Consider the following 20582-nt stretch of genomic DNA (forward strand, 5'->3'; position numbering starts at 1 on the left):
CCGGTTCATCTGTGTGATTAATGCTGAATTCCACAAGGAATTATCTCCCGATATGTTACTGTATAGCCTATTCATAATCGTTTGTTTTATGGACTTCACTTCCATAAATGTCATGATCTGTATACCCTCCGCGGTGCAGGGTTACCGGCCGAACATAAAATCGGTTATTGCGGGTACAGAAAGTTGCCGTTAATGAGGTTGGAGCACGCCAGACTGCGCTCAGGATGCTCTCTCAGGCGCGCTGTATAAGTCAAACCACATGTGAATAAATGATAAGATTTATCCACATGCAGGGCGCTCAGATTTTTGGGATGTAATTACTTTTCCGGGAAATATTTTTCTACCAGCGCATAGAGAATTGCCGTTGTTTCAGCATCAGCGCCACCATCATAATTTTTTTGTCGGAAGTGAAGCTGAAATGCACGGATTAAATTTCTGTATCCACTTTCTTTTCCTGCATCTGAAGTATCATATCCGTATGTTTTTAACTTGGCAATAATATCTGCTTTAGCTGGCAGCGATTTGCTGAACTGCGCCAGATAGTGCTGCATGGTCGACTCTTCATACCATGCGCCGATGCCTGCTTCATAAAGCGCTTTCCACGGGAAAGCCGCCCCGGGATCGCTTTTTCTCCCTGGGGCAATATCGCTGTGCCCGACAATATTCGTAGGCGTAATATCGGGATATCTCTGCAGAATATTGGCGGCCAGCTCTTTAATTGCTGCAATTTGTGTTGGGTTATACGGCGGGAATACAAATACGTTATTATTGTCAGTCGCCAGATTAACTATCTCAATACCGATGGCCGTGTCATTCAGATTAGTACGTCCAGCCCATGAGCTGCTACCTGCATGCCAGGACCGCTCATTTTCATCAACCAGATTGAAAATACGCATATCGTTAAAACCGGCATCGATATACGTTTTTTCTGAAGGGTCAGGAATAAGATAGTGGGCGCTGACGGAAGATCCGGTCAACGCGGCAACTGACGCCTTAAAATTAATAGCGGTGTAATGCATAACCAGGAAGCGAACACGGCGGTTGAAACTTTTCACCGATCGATAGCTATTATAATCAATGGAATACATAGCAAACTCCTTTTTTATAGTATAAGCCAGTAATACCAGTATGTATGACAACAAAATGTATACAAGGTTGATATAGACGTGATCCCGGGGGCATTTTTGTGGCGTAATTTGTGGTCATTGTTAGTGGGGGGGAAAAGCCAGGCGTATCTCAATAACCACGCAGCACCGGCGTTCACCTGGGGGAGTTCAGCCCGCATTGCACGGTCTGGTCAAACGCCAAATCCCCCTCCAACCTGGGCGATGCCGCCCGGCGCAGCCGTTTATGATAGGGGCGCGGCGACTGATGCGTGAAAACGACCTGCCAACCCATGATGAAAATCATGCCAGATCGCTTATCGTCATGTTATTGCGTCAAGGCGGTATGAGCGTCAGCGAGGTTACAAACATCGTCTGTGCTGCCCGCTTACCTGGTGGAATATGAACATGAGGAGACGCGGCTTGTCACCGGGCAGGGTATCGGGCGAGCGCGGCCTTTGGGGGAGGCTGGCCATGCGGTGTTTGATCCGGGTGCAGCCGATATCAACCATATTGACCTTAAGCCAAACATTGGCGCGGATGGGATGCACAAAGGGCAACAGAGACGCATCGTCATGCAGGGGCAGACCCAGACGCATTATCAGGGCGGCGCATTCGGGCCGGGCCGCGTTCACGACGTTGGCGATAGCAGCAGGATCCTGATCGAGTTATTCAGTTGTCGGGGACATGCTGTGAGCATACCGGCGCGCGCAAACCCCTGGACAGCGATTGATGGCTGCGCCATGTATAAAAGCCGCATGGTGGAGCGACGGCGGGAGCGAAACGCGGGGTTCCGGTTGCTGTTCCCTGTAATGCCTTCGCCGTGGCGGAATCCGGTAAAACGGCTGTGGCCGTCGCAATGTGAGACCCGCCAGCGTCGTTACATGTGGCCATTACTGTACGTGCACATCAGTTGATGCATACCCCGGATAAGCAGCATGGCCGGGTAAGCGCGCCGTGGTATTGGGCGCAGCGATTCAGGGTGTCGGATAGCCGCCCCCGGCCGACGGCAAAATCCCCGGGAGCCTGTGGGTTCCCGGGATAATACGGTTGACGGGGCGACAGCATATCAGGCCCCGATCACGCCGCCATCCTCACGGGTGATCATCATGATGGTGGAGCGGGGTAGGCTGTTGCCACCATCGGGGAAGTGGGATGGCGCGCCTTCTTCACCGGGATGCTGTACCCCAACAAACATGGTTTTGTAATCGGGAGAAAAGGTTAACCCGGTCATCTCGCAGGCGATGGGGCCGGTCAGGAAGCGCTTGACCTCTCCGCTCATCGGATCGCCGCACAGCATTTGGTTATTGCCCTGTCCGGCAAAGTCCCCCTGGTTGGAGTAGTTGCCATCGGTCTGGATCCACAGGCGACCCGCTTTATCAAACCCGATGCCGTCAGGGCTGTTAAACATGTTTTCGGCAGAGATGTTGTTACTGCCGGCATAGGGGGTGCCCGGATGAACCGTTGGGTTTCCGGCGAGCAGGTAGAGATCCCAGGTGAAGTGTTCAGCGGTGTGATCGCCCCCGGCAGGCATCCAGCGTACTATCTGGCCGTAATGGTTGGCGGCGCGTGGGTTGGGGCCGCCGACGGGTTGCCCCTCTTTGCCGCGGTTTTTGTTGTTGGTCAGGGTGCAGAATACGTGTTGGTTGTTGGGGTGTATGGCGACCCACTCTGGGCGATCCATGGTTGTCGCGCCGACCTGTGTGGCAGCGCGGCGGGCAAAGATCAGGACTTCGCCCTGGTCGTTAAAACCGTTTTCCGGGGTCAGGCCATTCTGGCCGAAGGTGAGTGCAATCCAGCGCCCGTTGCCTTTGAGTTCGTTTTCATCCATGTCGAATTGGGCGACATACAGCGTGCCGTGGTCCAGCAGATTGCGGTTGGCGGCGTCGTTGCCCGGTTGGTAGCGCTGGTGTGATACAAATCGGTACAGGTGTTCGCCGCGTTCGTCGTCGCCAAGGTAGATAACGACACGGCCGTCTTTATTGAGGGTTAGCGCGGCGTTTTCATGTTTAAACCGGCCCAGTGCGGTGCGCTTTTGCGGCACTGATTGCGGATTGTGAGGGTCGATTTCCACAACCCAGCCAAAGCGGTTGGGCTCCTGCGGGTTTTGGGTAACATCAAAGCGGGCATCGTGTTGATGCCACCGATAAATGCTGGGGGCAGCGGCAATGCCGTAGCGGGTATGGTCGGCGGTAACGCTACCCTGCCGGTCGGAGCCGAAGAAGTCATTGAAGTTCTCTTCGCAGGTCAGGTAGGTACCCCACGGGGTTTGACCATTGGCGCAGTTATTACACGTTCCCAGCACATGGAGACCGCTGGGATCGTCCTGGGTTTTCAGTAAGTCGTGTCCTGCCGCCGGGCCGGTCATCATCATTTTGGTGTATGCCGTGATCCGGCGGTTACGCATGCCCTGGCGGTCTACGCTCCACTGGCCGTTGTTGCGTACGATCTCAACCGTGGTTACCCCAACCGCCGCCTGTGCCTTGCGCACATCTGCTGCGCTCATCGCTTTACCCTGATGGTCAAAGAGATACTCATAGTTGGTGTATTCGTTGTTGATGGCCAGCACGGCGCGGTCATCGCTGATGGGGAAGAAGCTCATCCCGTCGGTATTGTCGCCAAACTGACGTTCTTGTGCTGCGGCATCCTGCGCTTCTGGCCGGGTGAACTCCGGTGCATCTGCAAAGATAGGGTCGCCCCATGAGATCAGCGGCGTGGCGCGGTAGCCGGGGGGGACAATGATGCTGTCTGCGACGGAGGCGGCAATGGGGGTAAAGTTCAGGAGGGGGGACTGAGTCAGCGCCGCCACGGCGTTGGCGACAGGATTTAGGGCTAAAAAGGCCCCGGCGCTGGCGGCGGCGCTGCCCGCCAGAAAGTGGCGGCGTGAGAGCCGGGCGCTGATCATTTCACTGAACTGGGAGTCCTGCCGGTCATCTTTACACATTGATATGCTCCTTTGCTGTTTTTGACGCGTTCCTGCGGGGTTGCCAGGTAATGCAAATGTTGCGCAAGGATAGCCTGCCAAGATGACGGTAAAATGAATTTTATGTTTCTAAGGTGTATATTGGTTGTTATTTTTTAACGTGATGATATGTATCTAAATTATCCATGTGCTGTATGTGTAAACGCCCCAGCGATATCATCGGCGGGGCGTTTTTCCCAACGCGGGAAGTGGGCAGATCAGCGTACGATAATGCCCGGCAGGATGCTGCTCGCGCCGACGTCGGCGTCGCTGAGGGTGCCAGAGTCAACGTGGTTAACCCCGGCGCTGCCGCGTTCTCATGCGGCATCAGGGGCGGGGAGCGGGGTCTGCCTCGCCATCGCTCTGTACCAGTGCTATCAGGGTGCAGGGGGCCGCTGGCGCGCTATCGGCGCGTACGGGCTGGAGCCTTCCGCTCTCCGACAGGGTAAACAGCGGAATGACGCCCTGATGTATCGCCAGATACTCCGGCCAGCCGAAGTTTTTATTCAGGCGGGTGACCTTGATGGTGGCTCCCCTGGCGATCAGACTACTCAGTTTCCCGTAGCTGGCCTCTTGGCTGAACAGGCTTTCATGGCGGCGGAAACGCGCGCTTTCGGCACCATCGCTGCGCCCTTTCAGCGGCGATCCGGAGCGGAGAGCGAAGACCTTCTCATCGCCGAGGATATGGCCGAAGTGGTAGATGGCCAGAGCGTTCTGGTGGCGGTTGGGCGACAGGGCGAACATCTGCGCTGTCTCGCCGAGATTGAGGTAGTTTTCCGCATGCTCGGAATAGGCGTGGCCGTAATAGGCGGGGATCCCCTCCATGCGTGCCTGGCGGTAATACTCCCAGCTGCTGTCGCTGACGATGACGGGGATCTCAAGCTTAATCAATGCCTGAGCCAGCATACGGGCGACGATATTGGCGCCGATGATCAGCACGCCGCGCGGCCTACGCTGTTGGACGCGCAGCAGGCGGGCCACGAGGCGGCTGGTCAGGCTCTGCAGGATGACGGTACCGATGATAATGGCGAAGACCACCGTCACCAGGCGCCCGGCATCGGGGTAGCCGCTGCGCTGCAGCGTCAGGGCAAAGAGGGCGCTGACGGCCGCGGCGACGATGCCGCGCGGTGCGATCCAGCTGAGTAATAGCCGCTCGCGCCAATGCAGCGAGGATCGCCAGGTCGAGACGGCGATGCACAGCGGTCTGGCGATGAACTGCACGACGCACAGTACCCCGATAAGCGGCCAGCCCATTTGCCAGAGCGCCGCGATATCGAGGCGCGCCGCCAGGATGATGAAGAGGGCGGAGATCAGGATGACGGAGAGCTCCTCCTTAAAGGCGAGGATGTCGCTGGTATCGACATTGCGCATGTTGGCCAGCAGTATGCCGATCACCGTGACGGTCAGTAGTCCCGACTCATCGGCGATGGCGTTTGACAGGCCGAACGCGGCCAGCATCGAGGCGAGGACCGCCAGGTTTTGCAGGTAACCCGGCACCCAGGCGCGGCGCAGGCTGACGCCGATAAGATAGCCACACGCCAGCCCGACGAGCAGACCGACCAGTACCGTGCTGCCCAGGGTCCAGAAAAGATGGCCGTAAGATTGGGCGCTTTGCTGCAGGACGATGAATTCGAAGACCAACAGCGTGAAGATGGCCCCGATGGGATCGATGATGATCCCCTCCCAGCGCAGCACCTGGTTGACGCTGGCGTTTGGGCGTACTACGCGCATCAGGGGGGCTATCACCGTGGGACCGGTGACTACGGTCACCGCGCCGATCAGCGCCGCCAACTCCGGCGGCAGCCGCAGCAGCCACCAACAGGCGAGACCGATGACGGCAAAGGTGGTCAGCATACCGATGCTGACCAGGTTACGCACGACGCCGCCCAGACCGCGGATCTCCCCCAGGCGCAGTGTTAAGGCGCCCTCGAACAGGATGATCGCCACCGATAGGGAGACCAGAGGGAACAACAGCTCGCCAAATAGCCGGTCTGGCTGTACCAGGTGGGTGATCGGTCCGAGAATAACCCCAAACAAGAGCAACAGCAGTATGGCCGGTAGACGCAGTGACCAGGCGGCCCATTGTGCCAGAAGGGCGCTTAACCCAATCAACACCAACATCAGCGGGGTAGATAACGCCATAACGATCCCTTTCTGTAGACAGCACGATTAACGGAGACGGGTATCTTTATATTCTAGCGGGTCTATTTTTAGTCATCATTTCTATATGTGTGTGGTTCTTATTATATTTATTATCTAAATTCATATTAATAATCAATAGATTGGCATCATGTTAACCATGTCGGGTTGGTCGGTGTGGTTCTGGGCGTTATTTTGTTTCATCGGCGTTGAATCTTCGTATCGCTGGCTGCCGACATAAAACTTCCGCCGATCTTAAGGTAACTTTTTCCGCCTCCTACGGGTGTAGAGATGATCCCTGATTTTTCTCTCACTCTGGAGTGTCGCCATGTTAAAGCCGATTGAAAGCCGTTCCCGTGAGCGTAAGAACCTGAGCGGGCTGTGGCAGTTTGTACCGGACGTTCAGCGCTGTGGTCACCGTGAACAGTGGTGGTGCGGGACGCTGCCGGGGGGGCGCACCATCGCGGTTCCGGGCAGTTTTAACGACCAGTTTGCCGACGCGGCGATCCGTAACCACGTAGGCGACGTGTGGTATCAGACCGAGGTGCGCGTGCCGCGCGGCTGGAACGGGCAGCGGATCGTGCTGCGCTTTGACGCGGTAACCCATGGAGCGACAGTGTGGGTGGATGAGACCCAGGTGATGGTGCATCAGGGGGGATATACCCCTTTTGAGGCGGACATCAGCGCCCTGCTGGCCGGGCGTGAGCAGGTGCGTGTCACCGTCTGCGTCAATAACGAGCTCTCCTGGCACACCATCCCGCCGGGGCGGGTCACCGAGGTCAACGGTGAGCGTCGCCTGCAGTATAGCTATGATTTCTTTAACTATGCCGGGATACATCGCCCGGTGTGGCTCTATTCGACGCCACAGGATTATCTCCGTGATGTCCGCGTGACGACCGAAATCAGCGCCGATGGGGCGCAGGGATTGGTGCACTATGCGGTTGATGCCGGTGATGTCGGCGTGCATTGCCGCCTGCTGGATGACCAGCAGCACTGTGTGGCCGAGAGCGAGGGAGACGAGGGGACGCTGACGGTCTCCAACCCACGGCTATGGCAGCCGGGGGAGGGCTATCTGTATACCCTGATGGTCTACAGCGGCGAGGGCGACGGGGCCGATGAATACGCCCTACGGGTGGGGATCCGTACCGTAGAGGTGACGGAAACTGCCTTCCTGATCAATGGCAATCCATTCTATTTTACCGGTTTTGGCCGTCATGAGGATGCGGATCTGCGCGGCAGGGGGCTGGATCATGTGCTGCTGGTGCACGATCACGCCCTGATGCGCTGGATCGGCGCCAACTCGTATCGCACCTCTCACTACCCCTATGCCGAGGAGATGTTGGACTGGGCCGATGAGCACGGCATCGTGGTGATCGATGAGACGCCGGCCGTGGGGATGATGGCCCTGCACGGCTTCACGCTGGATCTGACCTCCCGGGGGGAGAAACTGTTCTGCGAGGAGCGCATCGGCTCCCAGACCCAGCAGGCCCATCTGCAGGCGATCCGCGAGCTTATCGCCCGTGATAAAAACCACCCCAGCGTGGTGATGTGGAGCCTGGCGAACGAACCCGATGTCCGCGAGGCGGCAGCGCGCGACTACTTCGCTCCCCTGGTGCAGGCGGCACGGGAGCTGGACCCCTCCCGCCCGCTGTGCTGCGTCAACATTATGCTCTGCCCGCCGGACAAGGACACCATCAGCGATCTGTTTGACGTGCTGTGTCTGAACCGTTACTTCGGCTGGTATGTCAACAGCGGCGATCTGGCTACCGCCGGGCGTGAGCTGGAGCAGGAGCTGTCGGTATGGCATGAGCGGCACCGCAAGCCGATCATCATTACGGAATACGGGGCCGATACCCTGGCCGGACTGCACAGTCTGTATCCGGAGATGTGGAGCGAGGAGTTTCAGGCACAGTTTTTAACCACCTATCACCGGGTATTTGACCGTCTGCCCTACGTGGTGGGGGAGCAGGTGTGGAACTTCGCCGACTTTGCCACGGCGCAGGGGATCCTGCGCGCCGGTGGCAACAGGAAAGGGGTATTTACCCGCGACAGAAAGCCCAAGGCGGCGGCTTTTACCCTCAAGGCGCGCTGGACGGCGGTGCAATACGGTATGAAACCCGCGGGTGACAAAGGGGGAGCGCAATGAGTCAGTCACTGAGCTGGAGGGCGGTGATTGGCTATGGCTGTGGCGATATGGCCAATAACTTTGCCTTTGCCATGGGGGCGCTGTTTCTGCTGAGCTATTACACCGATGTGGCCGGTGTCGGCGCGGCGGCGGCGGGGGCCATGCTGCTGTCGGTGCGGATACTGGATGCCTTTATCGATGTGATCGCCGGGCGGGTGGTGGATAAGACCGATACCCGCTGGGGGAAATTCCGTCCCTATCTGGTGTTCGGTGCCCTGCCACTGATGCTGTGCAGCATACTGGTGTTTTCCGTGCCTGCCGACTGGTCGCACGACGGTAAGGTGCTCTATGCCTACGCAACCTATATTGCCCTGAATATTTGCTACAGCTTCGTCAATATTCCCTATGGTTCGCTGGCGACGGTGATGACACAGGATCCCGCGTCCCGGGCCAAGCTGGGGATGGCCCGCTCCATCGGCGCCGGACTGACCTTTGTGCTGATAGGGTTTGTGATTTCGCCGCGTCTGAGCTCCTCGACGCCGACCGAGTTACAGACCCTGTATACCCAGCTGACGCTGGTACTGGCGGTGGTCGGGATCGCACTGTATCTGTTCTGCTTTGCCAGCACCCGCGAGATTGTCCAGCGCCAGGTGGCCCAGCCATCGTTTAGGGAAAGCCTGGGCACCCTGCGTCAGAACCGGCCTCTGTTTATGCTGTGCATCTGTGCGCTGTGTACTCTGGGAGCCTCTTTCTCCGTCAGTGCGAGCACCATCTTTTATGCCCGTTACATCTTAAATGATGTGTCGCTTTTGGCGTTGTTTGTGGCCATTCAGACGCTGTTTGGCATGTTGCTGGCGGCGCCCTCGGTGCCGTTTCTGGTGCGCAGGCTGGGTAAGCGGAATACCTTTCTGGCCGGACTGCTGTTGGCCGCGTTGGGGTACCTCCTGATGTTCTTCATGGCCTCGCTGCCGGGAGTGTTGATCTCCCTTGTGGTGACCACGCTGGGGCTGAGTATCTCGATGACGGTGATGTGGGCGCTGGAGGCGGATACCGTCGAATATGGCGAATGGTGTACCGGTGTGCGTATTGAGGGACTCACCTATTCGCTGTTCTCCTTTACCCGAAAATGTGGGCAGGCTATCGGCGGCTCAATCCCCGCCTTTATTCTGGGTTACAGCGGTTATGTCGCCAATAGTGCTACCCAGAGCCCCAGTGCCCTGCTCAGTATTAAGCTGTGTATGACGCTGATCCCGGCTGTTTTGATTCTGGCCGGATTTCTGATCATGCTTTTCTACCCGCTGACCGATGCACGCTTTGCGGGAATTATCGATGAGATTAAACAAAGAAAAATACAGTCTGGGGATGACGCAGTAACACCGTAAAAATAACGTAGGGCACGCTTTCGCGGTATGACTTATCGGCAGGCTGTTTTCTGCAAAATAGCCTGCCATCACCGCAATAAATACGCCACTTTATATTATTTTCACCGGGATATAAAAATGGAAATTAAAATTAAAATAATATGCCTTGGTCTATTGGGCGCCGTGATGATGCCGCCGTTGGGCTACGCCGCCGCACCACAGGATGACGAGGACTATATCCGCCTGCGCCTGCGTAATGATCTGCGCCGGGCCGATAAGCCCAGCGCCGGGAGCGGACGGGATGTCTATGCCTGGGTACAGGGGGCGATGCTGGATGTGAACAGCCACTACTACCGCGATATTATCGGCGTCGAGGGGGGCGCCTATTATGTCTATAAACTGGGGACCCGAGCCAGTGCCTCCAGCCGTTTTTATCTGGATGGTCACGATAGCTTTGGCTATGCCCTGGGGGCGGTAAAAGTAAAACTGGGGGAGTATAGCAAACTGAAAATCGGGCGTTTCGGTACCGATGCGCTGTATGGCAGCCTGCCCTATTCCGTTCCCATGATCGATGGGGCCTCCAATCGCACGCTGCCGGTGGTCTCGGAAGGGGCAATGGGGCAGTTTGCCCTGAGCGAGCATGTCGATTTATGGATGCTGTACCGCCAGCGGGTCTTTACCGCCTTCGATGCCGATAAAGGGGTCCGTTATGAAGGGGTGCTCAACCCACTGACCGGGGAATTTGATATGCACCGTCCGCTGGGGGCGGTCGCCGCTGTTTATCGCGATGATAATGGCCAGTTTGGTGCGGGGGTATCCTACCAGTCCGATGTGGCCCTGCAGGCTTCCAGTACCCTGAAATATACCCAGCCGCTGCAGAATGACACAAAATTGCAGTACGATGCGATCCTCTACTATGCCAGCCTGGATGGGGTGAGCCGACGGGCGGGACAGCCGAATGAATCGATTATTGTCTCTGCCTCGGCGGCGTGGAGCGTGGGGCGCTGGGGATTGTCGGCGGCGTTTGAGAAAGTGATCCATAATCTGGGGTACACAGTCAATACCGATATCGGCTACCCGTTTTCCCTGTCGATGGATCGCAATTATGAGGGGATGTGGTCCTATCAACTGGGGGCCAGCTATAATCTGTTACCCAACGTGAACCTGATGTTGATGCCCATCTACACCGATGGCTGGGAGGACTCCCGGCGGAACGTGCGGGTACAGGGGCTGGGTATCATGGGGGTGCTCTCCGGGCGCATCACCTCCGGCCCGCTGGCGGGGCTGACGGCCTTTATCGCTGCCGATCGCACGCGGGAGAAACGCCAGGGCAGCCACTTGGGCGATCGTCTGAACTATTGGGATATTAAGGGCGGCATTCAGTATGACTTTGTGTTGAAGTGATGATCCGATGGCCGCCAGTCGACGGGCGGATTATCTCCCGGTACCACCAATATTACGACCATTCACTGCGTGGTGGATAGCGCAGTGAATGTGTCGTGGCGGTGCCTGGGGGATTTTAGGGAATTAATGCGCTGATGAGTTAAATAATTTTCTATCGGTGTTTTTCAGCTATTCTGTTTTAAAATGCGCCAATAGCAGCGCACAGCCTCGATTTACGCTCAGGCTCCGACGTATCCCGCGGGGGTGACTGGAAGCGCTATCGGATATATAGACGACCACTGCCCGCTTGACCACCAATAAGCCGATGCCGATATAGCCAGAGCCTAAGGTGTCAATGTTATACACGCTACACCCCGATTAAGCGTATAGGCTAAAAATAATCTAAAATAGCGCCGGGTAATATGCAGCGCGTGGACTGACTATTCTTATTTGCGTATTTGCGTATTTGCGTATTTGCGTATTTGCGTATTTGCGTATTTGCGTATTTGCGTGGGGGTGGTCTTTCTTTGTTGAATACATAGATTTTATGCTGTTAGCGCAATGTAGTGGTTAACCACAGAGACAAAAAATCATGTGGTTGGAACGTGTGGGGAAACAAAGCCCCGGAGCGTACACGCAGTACGTGAGGATGGTGAGCACGGCCCCGGACCGAAATGGAAAATCAAATAGCCTAATGGGATAGGCTCTAACTCCTTGGGTAAGTCTTCAGTTGCTGGTGTCAGGCTTCGTTATTTTGTTCAGGCCACGCACTATGGCCTGCAGCCTCGGCTACCCGGCTGTGATAGTTACGTAATGTTGGCGAACTACCAAACAGCGGTTTAACCCCGTACATTGCCGTTTCTGTTATTGAGCGGCGGTTATAATCTGTTGTCCATTGCCATCGGGTATTACTCTCGCTCAGCCGTTGATTGGCAACTACCCGGTTGCGGTCTGCATACGATTCAGCCCTGTGTCTGCACTATAGATACAGCACAGTCTGTTTTTTGAGTGCGATCTCGTTTTTGCCGCAAAGGGGCAGGGATGATAGCGGAGATACATGGGGGCACCTGCGCCGCCTCAGCGTCGGGCGGCCGCAGAGTATGGCTATCTGGGGGAGATGATGGGTTACCGGTTGGGTGGTGCGGTGCTGCTGTGTGCGCTGGCGGGAGTGGCCTGGGGTGCGGCCCCGGGCAAGAGCTATGATGTGTTCATTATTCCCGGCAGTGGGATGGCAACCCTGCTCGCACAGACTACGGCGCAGCTGGGGCAGTATCATTTAACCAGTCTGGCGGCGCAGGGATTTCAGCCCCATGTCACGCTGTATCTGGCCAAGTATGGGCCCGATGCCCTGCCGCGGCTGAAGCAGGAGGTTGCGGCACTCAGCCAGCGTCAGCAGACGTTTCCCCTGCGTCTGACCCACCTGAACCAGACGCGCGGCGACTGGCTGATGGTGGTGGTAGAGAACAGCCGGGCGCTGCAGAGCCTGTCGGATACGCTGGTGCGCCGACTCTCCCCCTATCGTGATAAGGGGGCGCCGCTGCCGGGCTGGGTGAATGCCTATCCGGAGAAGAAGGCGGCCTTTGTCCGCTATGGCAGCCCGAATGTGTTCAGCCACTTCGATCCCCACGTCACCCTGCTGGCGCAGAGTGATCATGCAGCGTTAAGCCAGTTTATGCGGTGCTATGGCCAGCGCTTTGGTACGCAAATCCTGGAGGCGGTTGGGCTGGGGATTGCGGAGACGGACGAAAATGGACAGAGCAAGGCGGTGCTGGTCCGCTACGATTTTTCCGTGCCGGGCTCGGGGAAGTAAGGCTATTGCTCAGCGGCGGACGATGCGACCGTCGTTGCCCTGGCCGTCGCGGGCCTGCTTGAGCTTTTCGGCGCCGGTGGCCTGGATCAGCCACAGCGAGGTAAAACCGCGCAGATTACCGTAGCTGTATTTGGGGTTGTTCGGCTCCAGCGGCTGGGTGACGGTCAGCAGACGTTCGCCGTCGCGGCGGCGGGTCTTATGGAATGAGACATAGATATCGTCGTCTTTCAGGTGAAACAGCACCTCCTGGGCGATGATGTCGGCGTTAATATCGTTGTCCGCCACGCTCCACAGGAACATGACGATCTTGACCGGGCCAAAGGAGCTGTCTTCCACCAGGTGGACGTTGATTTCGCTGGTCTGCAGTTTATTGCCCTTCAGCGCATCCTTAATACGCTCAACCAGAATGGCAGCCTGTGATTTGGACATGGTCGTTTCCTTAAATGGTGAAAATGGCCGGGCCTGGGCGGGGATCCGCCCGCCCCACGGCGATACATGATTATTTTATCGGCTTTTTTATCGATGATTTTATCGGGCGCCCGCCCGCGGCGTGCGTCGCCGAACGGTGGGTGTTTTCCCGCAGGGGTTGACGCGGCGTGGACAATCCCTATTAACAGTCTACCGCAGACACCGCCAGAGTGGTATCACCCCGGGCGGTGCGGATGGGCTTTAGCTGAGGGATAAAAACGCCTACTATATTCGCCCCGCGTCAACGGATGTGACGAAAAGCGACAGCGACGCCGTTGTCTCCCTCGTCCCCGACTGCGGTCTGGTGGCGCCCGCTCCTGCGGCGGCCGTCATACCCTGCCAATAATAAAGGTGATAATGATGGGTGTTTCTCAAAGGATTAAAGGTTGGGCTGCGGCCTGTTTGCTGGCCGTTTCCTGCGTGGCTTCGCCGGCGTTTGCCGCGCAGTCCGGTAAGGATATGAGCATTTGGTTTGACGTCGGCGGTCCGGTGGGCGAGTCCTACGTGACGGTGGTGCAGAATGGGGCCAAGCAGGCGGCCGAGGATCTGGGCGTCGATTTGCGTCTGGTTTACTCCGACTGGCAGCCGCAGAAGATGATCGAAAACTTTAAGCAGGCGCTGGCGGCCAAGCCGACCGGCATCGTGGTGATCGGCCTGCCGGGCGATACTGCCTACCAGCCGCTGATCAAGGAGGCCATCGATAAGGGGATCCTGGTGACCTCTATCGACACCGAGCTGCCGGGCACCATGGCAGCCGAGCAGAGCAAGGGTTTTGGCTACGTTGGTGATAACAACGCGGTGCGCGGTCTGCGCCTGGCCAAAGAGGCGGTGCGCCGCAGCGGGCTGAAGGCGGGCGATCGTGCGCTGGTGTGGGGGCTTAAAGATCGCGCCGCCCGCAGCGAGTCAACCCTGGGGCTGATTAAGGGGCTGGAGCAGGCCGGTGTCAAGGTCGACTTCCTGCAGATTTCGCCGGAGGTGGACAAAGATCCCTCTCTGGGTGCACCGGCCTTTACCGCCTATATGGCGACCCACCCGGATGTGAAGATGGTACTGGTGGACCACGGTGCCCTGACCGCGCAGATGGGTAACCTGATGCGCAACGCCGGGATCAAGCCGGGCGAGGTCTACGTGGCCGGTTTCAGCCTGTCGCCGGCCACCGCCGAGGCGATTAAATCCGGCTATGTGCAGCTGGTGGCCGATGCCCAGCCCTACCTGATGGGTTACTTCTCCGTGGTGCAGATCGTCCTGAGCAAGCGCTATGGCTTTTCCGGTCTGGATATCAACACCGGCGCCGGGTTTGTCTCTCAGGAGAATATCGGACTGATCGCGCCGCTGGCCAGCAAGGGTCTGCGTTGATGACGCAGCCTGCGCTGGAACTGATCGGGCTGAACAAGTGGTTCGGCCCGGTTCATGCCCTGCGCGATATCCATTTTCAGCTATTCCCCGGTGAGGTGGTTGCCCTGCTGGGGGATAACGGCGCCGGTAAGTCGACCCTGATCCGGGCGATCGCCGGCGCCGAGCGCTTTGACAGCGGCACGCTGAAGGTGGCGGGGCAGGCGCTCGACGGGCGGCACTACAATGTGTTGGGGGCCCGCCGTCAGGGGATCGAGACCGTGTATCAGAATGGGGCGTTGGGGCTGGGGCAGTCGCTGTGGCGTAACCTGTTCCTGGGGCGTCACCTGCGCAACCGCTGGGGCTTTATCGACGAGCGGGCGGAGCGGCTGCGGGCGCAGGCGCTGCTGCGCCAGCTCAACTTTCGCGGCGTCGGCGCCAATGTGGACGCGCTGGTCGGTCAGCTCTCCGGCGGCGAGCGCCAGGGGTTGGCCATCGGGCGCGCCATGCTGTTCGACGCCCGTCTGGTGATCCTGGATGAACCGACCACCGCCCTGTCGCTGGGGGAGGTGGAGAAGGTGCTGTGCTTTATTGAGCAGCTGCGCGCCCAGGGGCGGGCCTGCCTGCTGATCACCCACAATATGGCCGACGCCTATCGGGTGGCGGACCGTTTTGTGGTGATGGATCGCGGCGCCATCGTCACCGCCTACCGTAAGGATCAGCTGACGCTGGCCAGCCTGCAGCAGGCGTTGTTGGATGCCGTGAGGTCATGAGTCGATGAAACTGTTTTTTACCCGTCACCGGGCGCCGCTGCTGACCGGATTTATCCTGCTGCTGCTGTGGAGCCTGTTTGCCGCCATCAGCCCGGTGACCTTTCTGCACGTGCGGATTTATACCTCGCTGCTCTCCACCATTCCGCTGACGGTGCTGCTGGCGCTGGGGATGACACTGCTTATCATCGCCCGCGAGATAGATCTGAGTTTTCCCTCGGTGGTGGCGCTGGGGGGCTTTGTCTTCGCCTGGCTGTATCAGCATACCGGCTCCGCCCTGTTGGCGCTGGGTGGCGCCGTGGTCAGCGGCATGCTGTGCGGGTTGCTGAACGCCCTGCTGGTGGTACGCCTCAATATTCCGTCGATTATCGCCACCATCGGCACCCAGTTCTTTCTGGGCGGTCTGTCGACGGTGTTGGCCAACGGACTGGCGATCAGCCTGCCGACGCTGCGCGACGATGGGCTGTCAACCCTGCTGGTGGGACGACTGGGTGACTGGCTGCCGACGCAGAGCCTGTGGGGACTCCTGATTACGCTGGTGATGTGGTTGTATCTGGCACGTCACCGCTTTGGCGATCAGATCAACTTTATCGGCGATAACCCTGAGTCGGCGCGTCTGATGGGGGTGCCGGTCAGCGCGACCCGCTTCTGGCTGTTTATGGTGATGGGCATTCTCTCCGCGCTGGTCGGAGTGTTGCTCAGCGTCGAGATGAGCAGCTGGTGGCCCAATCAGGGGCAGGGCTATATGCTGCTGGTGTTTGCCTCGGTGTTTATCGGCGGCACCTCGGTGCTGGGCGGGCGCGGTTCGCTGATGGGCAGCCTGTTCGGCGCCTGCATTATTGGTATGCTGGAGGCGGGGATCATCAGCGCCGGTCTGGATGGCTTCTGGACCCGTCTGGTGTACGGCGTGATTATTCTGGCGGCGCTGGTGGTGCATGGCTCTCTGCTGCAGCGCCGCCCGCGACGGCGTTAAGGCTGCGCCGTCGGCGCAGCGTATTGATTAAGGCAATGTAATGAGCAAGATCACCCTGATCGGCGCGGGCAGTATTATGTTTTCGCGTCAGATCATTTCCGCCCTGCTGTCCAGCCCGGTGCTGGCGGGCAGCGAAATCATCCTGATGGATCTGGATGAACAGGTGCTGGCGCGCAGCCAGCGCCTGATCGGTATGATGGTGGCACAGTCGGGGGTGCCGGTGACGGTACGCCACACCACCGACAGACGCAGCGCGCTGCGCGGCGCCGACTTTGTCATCAACGCCATTCAGGTGGGCGGGCTGGCACCCTGGCGGCTGGACATGGAGATTCCGGCGCGCTACGGCGTGATTCAGGAGGTGGGTGACACCCTGGGGCCCGGCGGTATCTTCCGCGCCCTGCGCCATATTCCCCCGATGCTGGATATTCTGCGCGATATGGAGGATCTGTGCCCGCAGGCGCTGTTCATCAACTATGCCAATCCGCTGGCGCCGTTGACCTGGGCGGCCAAAGAGGCCAGCGGCGTGCGCAGCATCGGCCTGTGCTATGGAGTGCGCTATACCGTGGCGCAGCTGGTCGGCTATCTGGGGCTGGGGCCGTGGGTTGACCACCCCTCCACACCGCAGCGCTGGCAGCGCCTGATGTATCACGAGGTCCCGGCCGATATCGCGTATGAGTTTGCCGGGATCAACCACATGACCTGGATTACGGCGCTGTCACGCCATGGTGAGGATCTGCTGCCGCGGGTGCGGGCACTGGCCGATGACGCGCGTACCCGCCAGGCTGACGGGGTACGTTGCGAGGTGCTGCGCTTCTTCGGCCTGTGGTGTACCGAGAACCACTGGCACTGCAGCGACTATCTGCCCTACTTCCGCAAGAATCCGCAGATGATCGATCGCTTCCTGCCGCAGCGCTGGAACCTGCTGGCGCTGGAGGAGCAGGTGCATGCCGCCGGCCAGGCGGAGATCGATGCCCAGCTGGCCGGCGAGCGTCCTTTCGTTATCGCGCCGAACATGCTCAACGCGCCCAAGCTGATCAGTGCACAGCTCAGCGGTGAGCGCATCCGTATCAACGGCAATATGGCCAACCGTCAGCCGCAGGGGCTGCTGGTGGAGAATCTACCGGCGGAGTGCGTGGTGGAGGTGCCGGTTTGGGTCGACGGTGACGGGCTGCACCCCCAGACGATGGGGCGTCTGCCGACCCAGTGCGCCAGCCTGTGTAAGAGCAATATCGCGGTGCAGGAGCTGGTGGTGCAGGCGGCGCTGACCGGCGATCTGGACGCGGCGCGCTATGCGCTCTCTCTCGATCCGCTGACCGCCGCCGTCTGTACCCTGGATCAGATCCAGTCGATGTTCGACGCGCTGTTTGCCGCCCAGCGGCAGTGGCTGCCGCAGTTTGACGCCGCACAGGCGTCAGCCTGAGGCGTAAGGGGGGCACTCCGCCCCCTTACGGAGATCTCTTGCGGCTACATGAGGCCGTATTGCCTGCCAAGGTGGTGGTGTGATCAGTGATGTGATGCGGCTGCTGGCCGTATTTGAGCGGGCGGTGTTGATGCCGGTGATGGGGTTCTACGCTGAAACCGCCGAAATTTCCGGCGCGAGGTTTTAGTGATCTTTCGGCACGTCAATGACTCCATCTGCAATACCTTGTGCCAGCCTTTCCATCCATTGTGCAAAGCGGAAATATCCAGGGTATTGCTGGCAGATGTAGTCCACCTGGATTTTTGATGCGCGGTCGATTACCTGCTTAACTGCATCCATATCGTCATAACAGCCCTACAATAACTGAGCATCGCCATTTTCTGTCAGAGGAAACCGGCAGGCATAATCATGAACTGTTTTCGCCAGCTGTCGCTGTTCTGCGGTTAAGTCGACTATTTTCTCTCCTCGTTAGCGTCAGAGGGGGTATTTGCTTCCTCTGACGCCCTTAGTTGTCAGGCACAGCAGCGATCGTTCCATAAATCACGATAGATAATATTTCCTTCCGTATACTTCCAGGTGATCGCCTCATAACGCAATTCGAGCGTTTCAAGGTGAGTGCTACTCATGCCGTTAGGCGCCAGGTATGGCGCAACAGTCGTGAACTTAACGTTTTCCAGAATGATATTGAAGTACTCAGCCTCCATGCCCGATTCCAGAATACGGTACATCTTGATTGTCGCTTTCTTCATGGTCCGGCCTTCGCAGACAGCGCGATACAGCAGTGGTGTTGTCTGATCAAACTCCTTCACTATCGTGATAGGACGATGAACGCGCGTCCCTGTCAGTTTTCCCCAGCTCGGGTCAACCGGGATAGTGACACCGTGAGAGAATGATTTTAACTCGATAGAACCCAGGCGGAGTGGCATCATGCAGCTACCGACTACCGGAGAGCCATTCTCATCTTCAAGCCATAAGTGTGCAGGTGTAGACATAGTATTTCCTTATAATTAAATTTACAGTAATGCTAACGTTTTAGCTTTACAATTTCATATATTGATAAAACAACCATGATAAAAACAAAAAACAAAGGGATGAGCCAGATTGGACTGTCCGGAGAAAATCGAAAAAGGACAACTGCAAATAGAAGTGTCAATAAGGCGGGGCCGTACATCGATATTAATGACCTGAATATCCGCCTGAAAAACCTTTTAATAAGATTTATCATGATTATCGAACCATCCTGGTAATGGTGTTTGCAATCTCATCATCCGATACCCATTGCGCTTTAAACACCTGGGCCCGCTCAAACAATGGCTCTATCAGGAAGTACATCATTTCCAGCTCTTGAACGTATAACGCTGAGTAGTAAGCTGGATAAGTAATGTGAAGATGATGCGCACTATCTCCTGCTTTCTGGACTACGCCGTAGATGCCGATAACACCTACAACCTGTCCAGCTCTTCGCACTGCCAACGCACTGAGTTCAAGGCTTAGATTCATGCCTGCAGCGACAAATGATGCTGTTGCCAAAGCAAATCCCGTGTTTGTGAGTGAGCTTGCGGCAATATGGATATTTACTGCCATTAACAGTTGTTTGATGTGCTCTAGTTGATCGGACGTTTTGTGCCGGAATACCTCTTCAAAGTATATTCTGAGAATTTCATATACAATATTTTCATGCTTTATAATATGATCAACGCCTTTAGTAAATCGAATATCTTCAGACTTTTGTTTCTGGCATACATCCTGATATTCATCAGTAAAGCAGGATGTATAATACAGCGCGCGCGTTGCACCTGCGCCGATCGTTTTGATCTGATTTGATACAGCGTTTCCTACCCCTGTTAATGCGTGATCGAGTTTTAATGCGAGAATTTTGTTGGCCTGTAAGTAACTGATGATTTCATTGTTGTACATAACCGCTCCATGTTAATTCTCATTAAATCCAGTTTTCCATTATTTTCCACGTGAAAGCGTCCGATAGACCGTGGGGCGGGAGACGGAGAATAATTCAGCCAGATCGCTGATAGAGTACTCACCACTTCCGTGCATCCTGCAAAGCTCCTGTTGCTGTTTATCAGACAATTTTGGCTGTTTTCCCCGCAGTTTCCCTTTTGCCCTGGCGATGGCCATACCTTCGCGGGTACGCAGACGTATCAGGCCATCTTCAAACTCAGCAAATGTCGCCAGCACATTGAAGAACATTTTCCCCATCGGGTCTGTCGGATCGTAAATGCGGGTTCCCAGTGCCAGCTTCACGCCTCTGGCCTGTAATGCATCTGCTATCTCACGCGCATCAGCCACAGAGCGCGCCAGGCGGTCAAGCTTGGGAACAACCAGCGTGTCACCGCTGCGTACAGCGGCCAGCGCCTGATCCAGACCAGGTCTCTGGCGGTTTGAGCCGGTCAGTCCCTTATCGGTATAAATCCGGTCCGGGGAGACACCTAGTTTCGCCAGGGTTTCCTGCTGGGCAGTCAAATCCTGCTTGTCTGTAGAGCAACGGGCATAGCCAATCTGTATTTCAGTCATAAAGTGTACGTTTAGGGGATCATGAAAGAGAACAATACCGTACCAGTTATATGAGACAAGGTCAGCAGTGATTTTATCTGAAGCGCACAATGCTTTTTTACTGTCCGCAGAGCGATCCTCTGACGGACATGATTAATCGGGTCAGGATGACAACGCGTGGCAAAGTGACAGGCAAAAGTGAACGACTGGCTGTTTTAAATAATGCTG

At 57.1% G+C, this 20582-nt stretch carries 15 protein-coding genes and 2 pseudogenes; 8 read left to right on the plus strand and 9 right to left on the minus strand.

All coding sequences use genetic code 11. The annotated features are described in order from the left end of the window. Window positions 1–317 precede the first annotated feature (317 nt). The 3 genes from EIEH_RS07460 to EIEH_RS07475 all read right to left on the minus strand — a co-directional run bounded on the left by EIEH_RS07460 (window position 318) and on the right by EIEH_RS07475 (window position 6207). On the minus strand, window positions 318–1088 hold the full coding sequence (locus EIEH_RS07460; protein ID WP_015872645.1) for an N-acetylmuramoyl-L-alanine amidase: 771 nt from the start codon (window positions 1086–1088) through the stop codon (window positions 318–320). 1084 nt (window positions 1089–2172) lie between these two features. Next, window positions 2173–4047, minus strand: coding sequence for a PhoX family protein (locus tag EIEH_RS07470; RefSeq protein ID WP_015872643.1), 1875 nt, complete (start codon window positions 4045–4047; stop codon window positions 2173–2175). Window positions 4048–4392: 345 nt separating this feature from the next. Then, window positions 4393–6207 carry a cation:proton antiporter gene (locus EIEH_RS07475; protein ID WP_015872642.1) on the minus strand — a complete coding sequence of 605 codons (1815 nt, stop codon included), beginning with the start codon at window positions 6205–6207 and terminating at the stop codon, window positions 4393–4395. A 325-nt stretch (window positions 6208–6532) separates the two neighbouring features. Here EIEH_RS07475 and uidA point away from each other — a divergent pair, with 325 nt between their 5' ends. From uidA to uidC, 3 genes are all read left to right on the plus strand, one after another. Then, the gene (gene uidA / locus EIEH_RS07480; RefSeq protein WP_015872641.1) at window positions 6533–8350 is read left to right on the plus strand and encodes a beta-glucuronidase; all 1818 of its coding nucleotides are present in this window, start codon (window positions 6533–6535) and stop codon (window positions 8348–8350) included. Then, on the plus strand, window positions 8347–9711 hold the full coding sequence (gene uidB / locus EIEH_RS07485) for a glucuronide transporter (RefSeq protein ID WP_015872640.1): 1365 nt from the start codon (window positions 8347–8349) through the stop codon (window positions 9709–9711). Before uidA ends, uidB begins: the two co-directional genes overlap by 4 nt. A gap of 117 nt (window positions 9712–9828) precedes the next feature. Further along, window positions 9829–11094: a glucuronide uptake porin UidC gene (gene uidC / locus EIEH_RS07490; protein ID WP_015872639.1), complete on the plus strand. Its 1266-nt coding sequence runs from the start codon at window positions 9829–9831 to the stop codon at window positions 11092–11094. Between the two features lie 705 nt (window positions 11095–11799). Here the strand turns inward: uidC and EIEH_RS19670 are convergent. Beyond that, a pseudogene (locus EIEH_RS19670) lies at window positions 11800–12031 on the minus strand (IS5/IS1182 family transposase); the annotation flags it as partial. Between the two features lie 99 nt (window positions 12032–12130). Between EIEH_RS19670 and EIEH_RS07495 the strand changes: the two are divergent. Beyond that, window positions 12131–12883, plus strand: coding sequence for a 2'-5' RNA ligase family protein (locus EIEH_RS07495; RefSeq protein WP_226092360.1), 753 nt, complete (start codon window positions 12131–12133; stop codon window positions 12881–12883). A gap of 9 nt (window positions 12884–12892) precedes the next feature. Here EIEH_RS07495 and EIEH_RS07500 read toward each other — a convergent pair whose 3' ends face one another. Continuing rightward, entirely contained in the window at window positions 12893–13312 is a 420-nt protein-coding gene (locus tag EIEH_RS07500) for a hypothetical protein (protein ID WP_015872637.1), read from the minus strand. A 399-nt stretch (window positions 13313–13711) separates the two neighbouring features. Between EIEH_RS07500 and EIEH_RS07505 the strand changes: the two genes are divergently transcribed. The 4 genes from EIEH_RS07505 to melA are packed head-to-tail and all read left to right on the plus strand — an operon-like array spanning window position 13712 to window position 17846. After that, complete coding sequence (locus EIEH_RS07505) at window positions 13712–14707, plus strand: sugar ABC transporter substrate-binding protein (RefSeq protein WP_015872635.1); 996 nt, start codon at window positions 13712–13714, stop codon at window positions 14705–14707. Next, the gene (locus tag EIEH_RS07510) at window positions 14707–15456 is read left to right on the plus strand and encodes an ATP-binding cassette domain-containing protein (RefSeq protein ID WP_015872634.1); all 750 of its coding nucleotides are present in this window, start codon (window positions 14707–14709) and stop codon (window positions 15454–15456) included. Before EIEH_RS07505 ends, EIEH_RS07510 begins: the two co-directional genes overlap by 1 nt. A 4-nt stretch (window positions 15457–15460) precedes the next feature. Next, window positions 15461–16426 (plus strand): ABC transporter permease, encoded by a 966-nt coding sequence (locus EIEH_RS07515; RefSeq protein ID WP_015872633.1) that lies wholly within the window; start codon window positions 15461–15463, stop codon window positions 16424–16426. A 40-nt stretch (window positions 16427–16466) separates the two neighbouring features. After that, a complete protein-coding gene (gene melA, locus EIEH_RS07520; protein ID WP_015872632.1) occupies window positions 16467–17846 on the plus strand; it encodes an alpha-glucosidase/alpha-galactosidase in 1380 nt (459 codons plus the stop codon). 183 nt (window positions 17847–18029) lie between these two features. Here the strand turns inward: melA and EIEH_RS19675 are convergent. The 4 genes and pseudogenes from EIEH_RS19675 to EIEH_RS07545 all read right to left on the minus strand — a co-directional run bounded on the left by EIEH_RS19675 (window position 18030) and on the right by EIEH_RS07545 (window position 20375). Continuing rightward, a pseudogene (locus EIEH_RS19675) lies at window positions 18030–18302 on the minus strand (arylsulfatase regulator). Window positions 18303–18358: 56 nt separating this feature from the next. After that, window positions 18359–18838, minus strand: a complete 480-nt coding sequence (locus EIEH_RS07530; protein ID WP_035609157.1) for an Hcp family type VI secretion system effector — start codon at window positions 18836–18838, stop codon at window positions 18359–18361. A 235-nt stretch (window positions 18839–19073) separates the two neighbouring features. Continuing rightward, a complete protein-coding gene (locus EIEH_RS07540) occupies window positions 19074–19763 on the minus strand; it encodes a hypothetical protein (RefSeq protein ID WP_015872628.1) in 690 nt (229 codons plus the stop codon). Between the two features lie 39 nt (window positions 19764–19802). Beyond that, complete coding sequence (locus tag EIEH_RS07545; protein ID WP_015872627.1) at window positions 19803–20375, minus strand: recombinase family protein; 573 nt, start codon at window positions 20373–20375, stop codon at window positions 19803–19805. Window positions 20376–20582: the final 207 nt, after the last annotated feature.

It is taken from the genome of Edwardsiella ictaluri ATCC 33202 (genome assembly GCF_000264785.1).
Lineage (GTDB): Bacteria > Pseudomonadota > Gammaproteobacteria > Enterobacterales > Enterobacteriaceae > Edwardsiella > Edwardsiella ictaluri.